This window comes from Pseudomonas sp., from assembly GCF_050739775.1.
Classification (GTDB): domain Bacteria; phylum Pseudomonadota; class Gammaproteobacteria; order Pseudomonadales; family Pseudomonadaceae; genus Aquipseudomonas.
Map to the genome: position 1 here is coordinate 20,301 of NZ_JBOICA010000021.1, position 11,754 is coordinate 32,054.

Sequence of the window (11,754 nt, forward strand, 5' to 3'; positions counted from 1 at the left end):
CCTCAGCCCATGGAGCTGTGTTTCATGAGTAAGTGCGCACCGCGTTTTGCCCTGGCCGCCCTGGCCACCTTCATGACCATCAACAGTGCCTGGGCCGATGAGGTCCAGGTCGCTGTCGCGGCCAACTTCACCGCACCGATCCAGGCCATCGCCAAGGATTTCGAGAAAGACACCGGTCACAAGCTGGTCGTCGCCTCAGGCGCTACCGGTCAGTTCTATACGCAGATCAAGAACGGTGCGCCGTTCGAAGTCTTCCTCGCCGCCGACGACAGCACCCCGGCCAAGCTGGAAAACGAAGGCGACAGCGTCAAGGGTTCGCGCTTCACCTATGCCGTCGGCACCCTGGCGTTGTGGTCGGCCAAGGAAGGTTACGTCGATGCCAAGGGCGAAGTGCTGAAAAAGAACGCGTTCAAGCACCTGTCCATCGCCAACCCGAAAGCTGCACCTTACGGCCTGGCCGCCACCCAGGTGCTGGACAAGCTCAAGCTGACCGAGGCCACCAAGGCCAAGATCGTCGAAGGCCAGAACATAACCCAGGCCTTCCAGTTCGTTTCCACCGGCAATGCCGAGCTGGGCTTTGTGGCTTTGTCGCAAATCTACAAGGACGGCAAGGTCACCGAGGGTTCGGCCTGGATTGTCCCGTCCAGCCTGCATGAACCGATCAAGCAAGATGCGCTGATTCTCAACAAGGGCAAAGACAATCCTGCAGCCAAGGCCCTGGTCGAGTACCTCAAAGGTCCGAAAGCCGCCGCGCTGATCAAGTCCTACGGTTACGAAATCTGATGCCACTGGATGCCAGCGACCTGGGTGCCATCTGGCTGACCTTCAAATTGGCCAGTCTGACCACGTTGATCCTGTTGCTGGTCGGCACGCCCATCGCCTGGTGGCTGGCGTGTACGCGCTCCTGGCTGCGCGGGCCGGTGGGCGCGGTGGTCGCCCTGCCCCTGGTACTGCCACCGACAGTGATCGGCTTTTACCTGCTGTTGGCCCTGGGGCCCAACGGCTGGATCGGTCAGACTACCGAGGCGTTGGGGCTGGGCACGGTGGTGTTCAGCTTCAGCGGCCTGGTGATCGGTTCAGTGATCTACTCCATGCCCTTTGTCGTGCAACCGCTGCAGAACGCCTTCAGCACCATCGGCGAGCGCCCGTTGGAAGTGGCGGCCACCCTGCGAGCCAGCCCCTGGGACAGTTTTGTCCATGTGGTGCTGCCGCTTGCCCGTCCCGGTTTCATCACCGCCAGCATCCTCGGCTTTGCCCATACGGTGGGTGAGTTCGGCGTAGTACTGATGATCGGTGGCAACATCCCCGACAAGACCCGGGTGGTGTCAGTACAGATCTTCGACCATGTCGAAGCCATGGAATACCTGCAAGCGCACTGGCTGGCCGGCGCCATGCTGGTGTTCTCCTTCCTTGTGCTGCTGGCGCTGTACTCCAGTCGCCAGGGCAAATCGGCCTGGGGCTGAAGCGTGCACAAGATGATTCATGCCCGGCTCAAAGTCGCCCGTGACACCTTCGATCTGGACGTCGACCTGCAATTGCCCGGACGCGGCATCAGCGCCCTGTTCGGCCACTCGGGCTCGGGCAAGACCACCTGCCTGCGCTGCCTTGCAGGCCTGGAACAGGCGTCCGAGGCCTATATTGAAGTCAACGGGCAGATCTGGCAGGACTCGCGACGCGACCATTTCATCGCCCCGCACCTGCGCCCGATCGGCTACGTGTTCCAGGAGCCCAGCCTGTTCCCACACCTGACCGTACACGGCAACCTGACCTTCGGCTGGCGACGCATCCCGGCCCAGGCGCGCAAGGTCAGTCTCGAGCAGGCCTGCGCGCTGCTGGGCATCGAGCACTTGCTCGAACGCAAGCCCGCCACCCTGTCCGGCGGTGAGGCCCAGCGCGTGGGCATCGCCCGGGCCTTGCTCAGCAGCCCGCAACTGCTGTTGATGGACGAGCCTCTGGCCGCCCTCGACGGCCCACGCAAGCGCGAAATCCTGCCGTATCTGGAGCGTCTGCACGATGAGCTGGAAATCCCGCTGATCTATGTCAGCCATGCCCAGGATGAGGTGGCCCGGCTGGCTGACCATCTGGTGCTGCTGGAGCAGGGCAAGGTCCAGGCCAGCGGCCCGATTGCCGCCACCCTTGCGCGCCTCGACCTGCCACTGGCCCAGGGCGACGATGCTGGCGTGATCATCGAAGGCCGGGTCAGCAGTTACGATACCAACTACCAGTTGCTGGGCTTGCAACTGCCAGACAGCACGCTGGAGCTGCGCCTGGCCCACGAACCGCTGGCACTGGGCACGCCATTGCGCCTCAAGGTGCAGGCCCGGGATGTCAGCCTGAGTCTGGCCGAGGATGCCCGCTCGAGCATCCTCAACCGGTTACCGGTGCGGGTCAGTGGTCATCAGGCGGCGGACAACAGTGCCCATGTCCTGGTCAGCCTCGATGCCAGCGGCAGTGTGCTGCTGGCCCGGATCACCCGCTACTCGGCTGACCAGTTGGGCCTGCACAGCGGCCAGCAGCTGATGGCGCAGATCAAGTCGGTGGCACTGCTGGGCTGATCGTGCGGTGCATCTACCTCGATGCCAGCGGTCAGCGCATCAGCACCCTTGCCGTCCCCCCTTGAAAGTCGATACACAAGACCTTAGTTCTCATATCATGCAGAGAAATTTCCCATATTCGCTCAAGCCCCCTATGCTTGCGGGTATGAGCAGCGTTCGCTGCCGCGGAACGCTCATTCGCCCCTTCGGGCACCTGCGACTAAAGACTCACTACAGATTCTGTATTCGGGGGAATTCCTATCCGCCGAAAGCGTCTTTAATAAAGGAAAAGAGGAGCGCGTTCCGCGTGTTCCCAGCTTGTGCGGGCACGACCTGCAAAGCAATTTACGTTACCAAGGAGATATACATGCTGATACTCACCCGCAAGGTTGGCGAAAGCATCGTCATCAACGATGACATCAAAGTCACCATTCTGGGCGTCAAAGGTATGCAAGTGAGAATCGGCATCGATGCACCCAAAGATGTTCAGGTGCACCGTGAAGAGATTTTCAAGCGCATTCAGGCCGGCAACCCGGCACCGGAAAAAGGAGACAGCCACCACGAGTAAGGTTCGCTGATTCAAGCCGCACGGATGCGCTTGACCCTGACCACGTCCAGCCCTGCCAGTGGGCCGCAATGGCCTCATGACGACGTGGGTGGGCGGAGCAGTTCGTTAACCGTGGCGATCAACGTGGGTATATCAAAGGGCTTGTCGAACACTGCCGCGAACAACTCAAGACTACCCCACCCCTCGTGCGCCTGGCGCCACTTGTCAAAATCACCGACAGAGGCTGCGACTGATAGCTCATAGGCCAGAGAAGGCCGGTCCAGACCCTCCCCTGCGGTTGACTCAACTATAACGATGGGTTATAAAGCTCGCTTGATTGCGGAGGAAATACGTTTTCTCCAGGGCTTCGATCCACCAACGCGCCCCGGTCGCCAGACCCTTTCAAACCTGTGCGAGTGTGGTGGAATTGGTATACACAGCAGACTTAAAATCTGCCGGCGTGAGCCTTGCGGGTTCGAGTCCCGCCACTCGCACCATCTTTTGAAGAGGCGCCTTTGAGGCGCCTTTTTGCTGCCTGCAATTCCCTGCCCTGACGCAAAGGCGGCAATCCACTGCTAAGGTGAGATAGCCCGATAACAAAGGAAGGTGGCCATGCGTTATACCCTGTTCGACAACCAGCGTGATGTGATCATTTTGCTCGCGCGTATTCTGCTGATGATCCTGTTCATCATGTCCGGCTGGAGCAAACTGACCGGCTTCGATGGTACCGTCGATTACCTGACCTCCCTGGGCGCCCCCATGCCCACGGTCGCGGCCGCGGTCGCGGTGGTCATGGAGTTCTTCGTCGCGATCCTGCTGATCCTGGGTTTCTACACCCGCCCGTTGGCGTTTCTGTTCGCCTTGTTCGTGATCGGCACCGCGGTGATCGGCCATCCGTTCTGGTCCATGGTCGATCCGGCGCGCGCGGCCAACAGCGTGCAGTACTTCAAGAACCTGAGTATTTGTGGTGGCTTGTTGCTGCTGTCGGTAACCGGCGCTGGCAGGTTCTCGGTGGATGGGCGATAGCTCGGCGACTTGCGCCTACAGATCATCAAGCGGGTCGACACCCTCATCCCAGTCCATTTCATCCAGGGCGTCGGCTTTCTCGTCGTCCTGTGGATCGAACAATGGGTCGACTTCGTCCTGCAATGCAGGATCGACTTCATCGAATTCATGATCGAGCAAGTGATCGTGTTCAGGCTCGTGAATATCCAGCTCGTCGCTCATCATCAGTTCCTACAGTAACGCTTTTGGCAACAGGGACGCCTGTATAAGCCAGGGACTGCAAATCGTCAACGCCGGCGAACAACCGACATTACGCTGTCGACCCTCAGCATTCCTGGTGTTGGTGGTCTTTGCAGTATCAGGCGCGGTCGAAACCGCAGCGCTGGCCTACACGATCTACGTGCAGCACAGAGATGGTGATATTCCGATGACGCGACTGGAGCAGTGGCGAGCTTATTTTCATACCTCTGGTCGCCTGCCTCACAGCTTTGTTGCAGCCACCCGAATGGATGACTAATAGTTAGTTGTCTGCCTGGGGAGGCGCAAAAAATGCTACCAAGATTCGTTATCGTTCCGGCGGTTCCAATAGAGCAGGAATCCTTCCGCGCTGGCACCCGCTTCTACGCCAAAACCGTGTCAGGCGGCTTCGACATCTACGACAACCAGGAAAAAGTACGGCTCAAGCCAAGCTACCTGGGCAAGGAAGAAGCATTGACGCACTGCGCCCGAATGAATGCTGAGCACACTTCAAGCCCAGTGAACGGTCCCGCTTACTTGATGCAAACCCTGGCCAAGTAGCGCTCACATCAAAAAGCAGCGAACGAGTGAACTGGCCGGGCATCCAGAATCGAAAGCACTGCGCGGGTGTGGACTTCACTTTGCTGAATTTATAATTCGCGCCATTTCCCGTGCAAAACCTTCCGGGCCCTCAAGCATCATAAGATGCCCCACTCCAGGCAGAACTGTCATGCTGGTTGCCAGCTGCCGGGCCCATTGTGGAACATCCCAATTCGCCAGGGAACGCTCACCCGCAACCAGATGTATCCGGACGGATGAAAAAAGCGCCTTCAGACCAGGCAAATACCCGGGATCAGACGTTACCTGCACCACTGACCGCGCCATGGCCTGTAGCGTTCCCGCCGGTTGATAGTTCAGCCAGGCAGTGGCAGTCGCTAACCGTTGGGAATTCACCTCGATGCCGGAACGCGCCAGCCAGCCGCCGGTATCCGCTCGAAAACCAGTCAACATAGACTCAGCGTGCTCGACGGTCATCTGCGCGACAGATGAAGACCAGAATGCATCGTTCAACGTGAAGTTGCCTTCGATGCTGACAATGCTGGCCACGCACAATGGATACCTGCGGGCAAACTCCACCGCGACCACACCACCCACCGAGTGCCCGATCAGGTGCACCCGTTGGCCAGGAGAGCAATCCTGCAGCGTTCGATGCAGATGTTCAACCTGGGCGGCGATATCGATCTCATCCGCTTCAACCGCATCCAACCGGCCGTAACCGAGCAGATCCGGGGCAATGACCGACCGCGGCACCAGCGCATCATGGAGGAACGGGTAATCCAGACAGCCGATCAAGCCATTGATCAAGACAACGGGGAAATCCTTATCCATATAGATCTCTGTTTCAGTGGCGAAGAAAACCACAGCATACAGACTCTCTCGGGTGCAAGTGACTGCGCTGTTGAGACGATCTCCAACTTAGGGCAAGCTCCCAAAGACTCATGGACCAGCAAAGGATTTCCCGGATGCCATTTCCACCGAACGAGCGAACCGCACTGCTAGCGCTCAAAGGCGTAGGCCCAACCGTCATTGCCAGGCTTGAGCAAATGGGTATCGAATCGCTAGTAGAGCTAGGCAAATCGCATGTGAACGACATCCTGGCTCAAGCATCAGCCGCATTAGGATCAACCTGCTGGAAGAACAGCCCTCAAGCCCGAGCGGCAATTACCGCAGCCGTGGACCTTGCGAAAGGCTCTATAGCAAGCGACCCAATCCGGTAGACTCGTTCGATCGCCTCCCAGTCGGGTTGCTTGGTTGTCATACCTACCCCATTTATCTCATAGGGTTGAGCCTTTAAGCCGGCCGTCACCTTTTTCAATCATCTCGGCGTTAAATGTTGCCGTGTGATGCTGGTCGGCTTTATCAAACCAATCGCAGGTCACCTGGACGCTGTAACCTTCGCTTGTGTCGTTATCAACATACCTAACAGTCATAACAGGGCCGCCACTGTTCAAAACCACTAGATCGCCCTTCTCGAAATTCGACATGGCCTAACTCCATGAATAATTGAGCATCCATCATGGACTGCAGCAAACCTGAGCTCAATTGCCCCTGGCAAGCTTCAACGACATGGAACTCACCCATGAACCTCAAACGAATGGCCCTGCAGCGCCCAGAGTTGTCAGTCCTGCTCGATCAGCTCGCAAACGCCATTCGCGCCACCCTTACCGGTGTACGTCACATCAGGCGAACCGTCGGGCTTGATCGTGAGCGAGATCGTTACTCCGCTGCCTTTCGCTTCGAAATAGTTTTCATTGAATTTCTTCAGCTTCGCCTCTTTGCCGTTGATGAAGATCGGACCGCCTTCATCGGCGTGCACTTCAATGTTTCCGGGGCAGGTTGCGTTAACCAGCGGAATTCCCGCATTGGCGAAACCAGCGGCAGAAACCAGCAAAGCGCCCAACAGTAGCTGCTTCATCGAATCACCTCCTGATTCGGCCAAGTGCCGAAGCATCAGCAATAACCCACTTCAGCGAATCACGCCACCCCGGCGAGGGAGGTAGCTGCCTGGAGATCACCATGAGCCCATTCGCAGCCTTCGGAATGACCGCCGACGTAGCGCCGGCCGAGGCCAGGAAGACAGGCAAGTGCCGCAATCTGCGCATAAGGGCCACGTGCGAAATCACTGACGCCAAAGGCAAGCCGGTGATTGGCCGAGCAACTACAACGCTCAAGACTGGAGTAACGCCCTCAGTTGCTCAGGAACCTCAATAATTTCTCTGGTAACCGGTGAGATGCAAACGTGTGTAAGGCTAGAAGTAAATGCCATAACACCTGGCGCCACATTACCCTCGACTAGAAATGTGAACGAGTGAAGCCCAACACGGGAAACACTTACCTTCATAGAAAGTTCGTCATCCCAAGTGACCGGATGAAGAAACTCTAGCGAGAATGCCCTTGCTGGCGGCAGTAAATCAAAGCCTAGCAGGGTTCTCAATCCAGGACCGGACAGCCAAACTGCAAGTGCATCATGAACGGCCTCAATAACGAAGTAGGAAAACCTAGGTGTATAGACAATCCCCTCCGGATCACAGTCACCGAACAATACCTTTCTCTTAACAATCACTGCGTTCGGCACAAGATCAATCCTTAATATTGAGTGACAGAGCGCTAACAACCACGTCGCAGCTTCTGTTTTCCTAGGGTAGACGATACCTCCCTCTCATCTCCACTGCATAGCCGCTATAGCGGCAAAGGAACAGTCATGCCTGAAGAAATGAAGCAGGATGCTGCAGCAGCTGATCGAGTGCTGCTTATACTTGCTGCCAAAGCTAGCCGCATCGAAATTGAGCCTTGTCTGTATATCCAAACAGTTCTAATAGATAGCACCGTGATCATCGAAGACGACAGCTTCGCGCCGGGCATGCCCACGCCTGTTCAAATGTTGCGTCAGCATGCGCGCCTGGCCTGGTTCTCGGCCAGTGCCCAGGCCTGCTTATCCTCGGAGTCACGGTCGGCCCAGCGCACCTGCCACTCGGCATCCATGGTCGAGCGGCCATGCTGGTAAGTGCCTCAGAACGCCCAAGCCACCAGCGCCAGCGACACCGCGGCGCCGATTGTACGAGCGCTGATCACGCGGCCTCCAGAAACAACGGGCGCTCAACCGCCTACTACTTTGCAGGATCCTGAAGAACTATCTCTTGATCGTGCCGCAGGATCACATCCTTGAGCTGCCTCGTGATCGCGGCGATATCACTTGATTCGCCCTCCAGATCCAATAGCAGCCCATCAATCCTGCTCCGACTCAATCTATTGCTGCGCCATTTGCGCTCAAAGCCACCTGCCGCAGCCATACCAGTTAAAGCTGCGGCTATGGCTGTGAGTGTAGAGGCTGCTATTTGATATTCATCCGGTCGGACCTGAATGAGTGCGCCCGCCGTAATGCTGGCGACAATGGAGCCAAACAGGGCGACGTGATGTGCAGCGCTCCACCAAGCCTGCCCGTGTCGGAAATTACTTCTCCAGAACTCACAGTCAGCTTTCAGCGTCATCTTATCCATTCCAGGCTCCTGCAAGTTGCACGCAGCGTGATAGAGCTTGATCGTTTTACTCAGATACTCAAGCAATAGCCTAGTGTGCTGTTCGCGCAATAAATTTCTCCATGCTTGCACTACACTTCAGGTGCCATTCCTACCTTGGAGAGTTCCTGGTGAGCGCTCTGGACATTACGCTTAGCCCCGAAGAATTTGCCGAACTGAGCCGTCGCGTACGTTCCGCCACCATCAGTCAGCGCGATGGCCGTCGAGCCCGCGTCATCTTGCTGGCAGCGCAAGGATCAACGCGAGAAGAAATCGTGCGATTGACAGGTTTCTCTCGCCCTACGGTCACCGACTGGTGCCAGCGTTTTCAGGCGCTCAGATTGGAAGGCCTGCTCGACAAGCCTGGCCGAGGACGCAAATCCCCTCTGCCTGCTGACACGATCCGCCGCGTGCTCGAACAGGTCACTCAACCTCGTATCGGCGAGCCCCGCTGGAGCTGCCGAAGCATGGCCCGTGCCGCCGGCATATCAGCGACCACCGTGCATAAACTGTGGGCGGCCAATGACTTGAAACCTCATCTGACACGTACCTTCAAACTGTCGAACGACCCACAGTTCGAGGAAAAATTCTGGGATGTCATCGGCCTGTATCTGGCCCCGCCAGACAAGGCGTTGGTGCTCTGCTGCGACGAGAAAAGTCAGGTGCAAGCCTTGGAACGCACACAGCCTGGGCTGCCTCTGGGGATCGGTCATATCCAAACAAAATCCCATGATTACACTCGCCACGGCACAGTCACGCTGTTCGCACCGAGCGATTAAAATAGCGGTTTCTGGCGTTACCAAGTGCAGCATTTCCGGGGGTTCCGCCTCTCCACTACGCATCAAAACGCATACATTGGCCCAAGAATTGGCCCAAGCTCCATTCCCTCCTCCGGTGTCCTGCCGACCGATCAGCTCCATCTTTCAACGCCGATTGACAAGCCACATACTCCCGACGAAGAGGTCACATTCGCAGCGCTCGAAGTTTTTTCACCGCTGCATCAAAGTCATTCAGGCTTCAGCAATGATAGATTCCGCTTGTGCCTTGACAGAGAGATCAAAAACGCTTCGATCACTGCCACGCTCGATCCAGGCCAGATATGAGCGTGCCGGCCTGCCGCCAGCGACTCATCAGTCACCTTCCGCCCCAAGAAACTTGAATTACCCGCTCAGTCCACTGGCTATAGTTGAGGCGTGATGATTGTTGTGATGGGGCCGCAGGTGAGCCAATCGGGGGCTGTCCCTCGGTTTACGTTATTCGGGATATCCGGGAGGGTGCCATGGCAGCTGTTACTGATACGCTGAAGCTGTTTCTCGCCGGCGACGTCATGACCGCCCGCGGCATCGACTCAATACTGCCGCATCCTGGCGATCCGCGTCTTTACGAAGCTTATGTCAAGAATGCCGGCGATTACGTCCGGCTGGCAGAAAGACTCAATGGCTCGATTCCCCGCCCAGTCGATTTCACCTATGTCTGGGGCGCTGCGCTGGATGAGTTCGAACTTCGCCAGCCACATGCACGCATCATCAATCTGGAAACTGCGGTGTCCCGCCGCGGACGACCGGAGCAAAAGGGCATCAATTACCGCATGAGCCCGGAGAACTTCCCGGCCATCAGCGCAGCCGGCATCGACTGCTGCGTGCTGGCCAACAACCATGTGCTGGACTGGGGGGCAGCCGGCCTGGCCGATACGCTAGATACCCTATCGAGCAACGGTATGTGCAGCGCCGGCGCCGGGCACAACCGGCAATCTGCCGAAGCGCCCGCCGTGCTAACGCAACCTGACGGGCAGCGTTTGCTGGTGTTTGGCCTCGGCGCACCCGACAGCGGCATTGCGCCGGACTGGGCTGCCACGGATAGGTGCGCGGGCGTCGCGCGGCTGGAGGATCTGTCGATGCAAAGCCTGCGCCCTGTGGCCAAACGGATTCTCGAGGGCAAAAATCCGGGGGATCTGGTGGTCGCCTCCATTCACTGGGGCGGCAATTGGGGGTTCGATATCCCGCATGAGCAAGTCCGGTTCGCCCATGCCTTGATCGACGAGGCCGGAGTTGACTTGGTGCATGGGCATTCCTCGCACCACGTCAAGGGCATCGAGGTGTACCGTGAACACCTGATTCTCTATGGCTGCGGTGATCTCCTGAACGATTACGAAGGCATCGAGGACCACACAGCCTTTCGCGGCGACCTGGGGTTTCTATACTTTGCCTCGTTGGACCCGGGCGGGCACCTGCAGTCGCTGGACCTGATACCCACTCGCCTGCGTCGCTTTCGCATCTGTCGCGCCGAAGGGGATGACCGTCAATGGCTGTACGACACCCTTTCTCGCGAGTGCGCACGCTTGGGCAGCAGCATCCATCTGGGCGCGAAAAATGCCTTCGAGTTACGTTGGTAGAAGAAAATAGGGGACAGACCACGATGAATCTGTCTAAGTTTCAACTTGATCTGACAGCTACTCAGGCTCTGGATGTGGGTCAGTTTTCAATCAGCGCCAACATGCCTGATTTTACTCAGTAAATAATGGTCGGGACGGAGTGATTCGAACACTCGATCCCATGCACCCCATGCGTGCAGGATGCTTGGAAAGCCTTTAAATACAAGACCTTGTGCGGCTGCTCGCTGCAAACGATGCCGCACTGTGCTGTACCGGTTCCTACGGTCCCCCGAAAAAGTCCCCACACATTTCTCCCCGCCTCCGGCGTCCTGCCGACCTAAGAGGGTGTAGACAAAATAAACTAAACTCAGTGCTCCTTCTGCCTGGATGGCCATGAAGTTATGCCTCGAACCGGACGCCCTTCACCGGCAGATCGACGCCCGCATTGATCTGCACCGCCAGGGCTGCCGCTGCCTGGGTCGCCGTTGCGCCGCTGGTCACCGTCGCCTGCACGCGCGCACCGCCGACATAGAGGTTGAGCAAACCACCCGAACCGAGGTCGCAGCAAAACGCGAACTGCTTGAGCGTGCTCGCGAAGCAGCCAAAACCATGACCCTCGACGAGGCCTATCGCGCCCTGGGCATGAGCCGCACAGAGCTGCACCGCATGACCAAGGAAGCAGGCTTCTACTTCCAGAGCAATGACAAAGAACACAAAGCCCGCGAGGTTGCCCGCCAAGCCAAGGCCGAAGAAAGGGCCAAGCTCGTCGAGCTGATCAGGGCAAACAGCGGCATCGGCCTCAGCCGCAACTTCGTCGCCAAGAAGCTCGGCATCAGCAATCACACCTTGGTGAAGCTGGCCGAAGAGAACGGAATCGACTTTCCGCGCTGGAGCGACAGGCCTTGAAGCGAATCAACAACCGCGTCCGGCACGGCCGGCGCCAGCAGTGGATCAAACTGCCGCCCAGCGGCTTGCGAGGTATCG

At 57.8% G+C, this 11,754-nt stretch carries 16 protein-coding genes, 1 tRNA gene and 1 pseudogene; 11 read left to right on the plus strand and 7 right to left on the minus strand.

Annotated features, from left to right (window positions below):
• The first annotated feature begins 24 nt into the window (after positions 1-24).
• From modA to ACRESH_RS12840, 6 genes are all read left to right on the plus strand, one after another.
• Positions 25-783 carry a molybdate ABC transporter substrate-binding protein gene (gene modA / locus ACRESH_RS12815; RefSeq protein WP_431742342.1) on the plus strand — a complete coding sequence of 253 codons (759 nt, stop codon included), beginning with the start codon at positions 25-27 and terminating at the stop codon, positions 781-783.
• Positions 783-1,463: a molybdate ABC transporter permease subunit gene (modB, locus tag ACRESH_RS12820; protein ID WP_431742343.1), complete on the plus strand. Its 681-nt coding sequence runs from the start codon at positions 783-785 to the stop codon at positions 1,461-1,463. The genes modA and modB overlap by 1 nt, the downstream gene beginning before the upstream one ends.
• Before the next feature lie 3 nt (positions 1,464-1,466).
• On the plus strand, positions 1,467-2,555 hold the full coding sequence (gene modC / locus ACRESH_RS12825; protein ID WP_431742344.1) for a molybdenum ABC transporter ATP-binding protein: 1,089 nt from the start codon (positions 1,467-1,469) through the stop codon (positions 2,553-2,555).
• 346 nt (positions 2,556-2,901) lie between these two features.
• Positions 2,902-3,102: a carbon storage regulator CsrA gene (csrA, locus tag ACRESH_RS12830; RefSeq protein ID WP_431742345.1), complete on the plus strand. Its 201-nt coding sequence runs from the start codon at positions 2,902-2,904 to the stop codon at positions 3,100-3,102.
• Positions 3,103-3,493: 391 nt separating this feature from the next.
• Positions 3,494-3,578 (plus strand) — tRNA-Leu (locus ACRESH_RS12835).
• A gap of 115 nt (positions 3,579-3,693) precedes the next feature.
• Positions 3,694-4,107 carry a DoxX family protein gene (locus tag ACRESH_RS12840; RefSeq protein WP_431742346.1) on the plus strand — a complete coding sequence of 138 codons (414 nt, stop codon included), beginning with the start codon at positions 3,694-3,696 and terminating at the stop codon, positions 4,105-4,107.
• 15 nt (positions 4,108-4,122) lie between these two features.
• On the opposite strand, the gene ACRESH_RS12845 is transcribed toward ACRESH_RS12840, so the two are convergent.
• Entirely contained in the window at positions 4,123-4,308 is a 186-nt protein-coding gene (locus ACRESH_RS12845; protein ID WP_431742347.1) for a hypothetical protein, read from the minus strand.
• A 327-nt stretch (positions 4,309-4,635) separates the two neighbouring features.
• Here ACRESH_RS12845 and ACRESH_RS12850 point away from each other — a divergent pair, with 327 nt between their 5' ends.
• Positions 4,636-4,884, plus strand: coding sequence for a hypothetical protein (locus ACRESH_RS12850; protein ID WP_431742348.1), 249 nt, complete (start codon positions 4,636-4,638; stop codon positions 4,882-4,884).
• A gap of 75 nt (positions 4,885-4,959) precedes the next feature.
• Here the strand turns inward: ACRESH_RS12850 and ACRESH_RS12855 are convergent, their stop codons facing one another.
• The gene (locus tag ACRESH_RS12855; protein ID WP_431742349.1) at positions 4,960-5,712 is read right to left on the minus strand and encodes an alpha/beta fold hydrolase; all 753 of its coding nucleotides are present in this window, start codon (positions 5,710-5,712) and stop codon (positions 4,960-4,962) included.
• Positions 5,713-5,846: 134 nt separating this feature from the next.
• On the opposite strand from ACRESH_RS12855, the gene ACRESH_RS12860 reads away from it, so the two are divergent.
• Positions 5,847-6,101, plus strand: a complete 255-nt coding sequence (locus ACRESH_RS12860; RefSeq protein WP_431742350.1) for a helix-hairpin-helix domain-containing protein — start codon at positions 5,847-5,849, stop codon at positions 6,099-6,101.
• A 57-nt stretch (positions 6,102-6,158) separates the two neighbouring features.
• On the opposite strand, the gene ACRESH_RS12865 is transcribed toward ACRESH_RS12860, so the two are convergent.
• The 5 genes from ACRESH_RS12865 to ACRESH_RS12885 all read right to left on the minus strand — a co-directional run bounded on the left by ACRESH_RS12865 (position 6,159) and on the right by ACRESH_RS12885 (position 8,381).
• Entirely contained in the window at positions 6,159-6,368 is a 210-nt protein-coding gene (locus ACRESH_RS12865) for a DUF2158 domain-containing protein (protein WP_431742351.1), read from the minus strand.
• A 134-nt stretch (positions 6,369-6,502) separates the two neighbouring features.
• Positions 6,503-6,799 carry a hypothetical protein gene (locus ACRESH_RS12870; protein WP_431742352.1) on the minus strand — a complete coding sequence of 99 codons (297 nt, stop codon included), beginning with the start codon at positions 6,797-6,799 and terminating at the stop codon, positions 6,503-6,505.
• Positions 6,800-7,051: 252 nt separating this feature from the next.
• Entirely contained in the window at positions 7,052-7,459 is a 408-nt protein-coding gene (locus ACRESH_RS12875; protein WP_431742353.1) for an acyl-CoA thioesterase, read from the minus strand.
• A gap of 311 nt (positions 7,460-7,770) precedes the next feature.
• Positions 7,771-7,866 carry a hypothetical protein gene (locus ACRESH_RS12880; protein ID WP_431742354.1) on the minus strand — a complete coding sequence of 32 codons (96 nt, stop codon included), beginning with the start codon at positions 7,864-7,866 and terminating at the stop codon, positions 7,771-7,773.
• A 125-nt stretch (positions 7,867-7,991) separates the two neighbouring features.
• Entirely contained in the window at positions 7,992-8,381 is a 390-nt protein-coding gene (locus ACRESH_RS12885; protein ID WP_431742355.1) for a hypothetical protein, read from the minus strand.
• A 149-nt stretch (positions 8,382-8,530) separates the two neighbouring features.
• Here ACRESH_RS12885 and ACRESH_RS12890 point away from each other — a divergent pair.
• The 3 genes and pseudogenes from ACRESH_RS12890 to ACRESH_RS12900 all read left to right on the plus strand — a co-directional run.
• Positions 8,531-9,175: pseudogene (locus tag ACRESH_RS12890) on the plus strand (IS630 family transposase); the annotation flags it as partial.
• A 503-nt stretch (positions 9,176-9,678) separates the two neighbouring features.
• On the plus strand, positions 9,679-10,791 hold the full coding sequence (locus ACRESH_RS12895; protein WP_431742356.1) for a CapA family protein: 1,113 nt from the start codon (positions 9,679-9,681) through the stop codon (positions 10,789-10,791).
• Between the two features lie 372 nt (positions 10,792-11,163).
• On the plus strand, positions 11,164-11,676 hold the full coding sequence (locus ACRESH_RS12900) for a hypothetical protein (protein ID WP_431742431.1): 513 nt from the start codon (positions 11,164-11,166) through the stop codon (positions 11,674-11,676).
• Positions 11,677-11,754 lie beyond the last annotated feature (78 nt).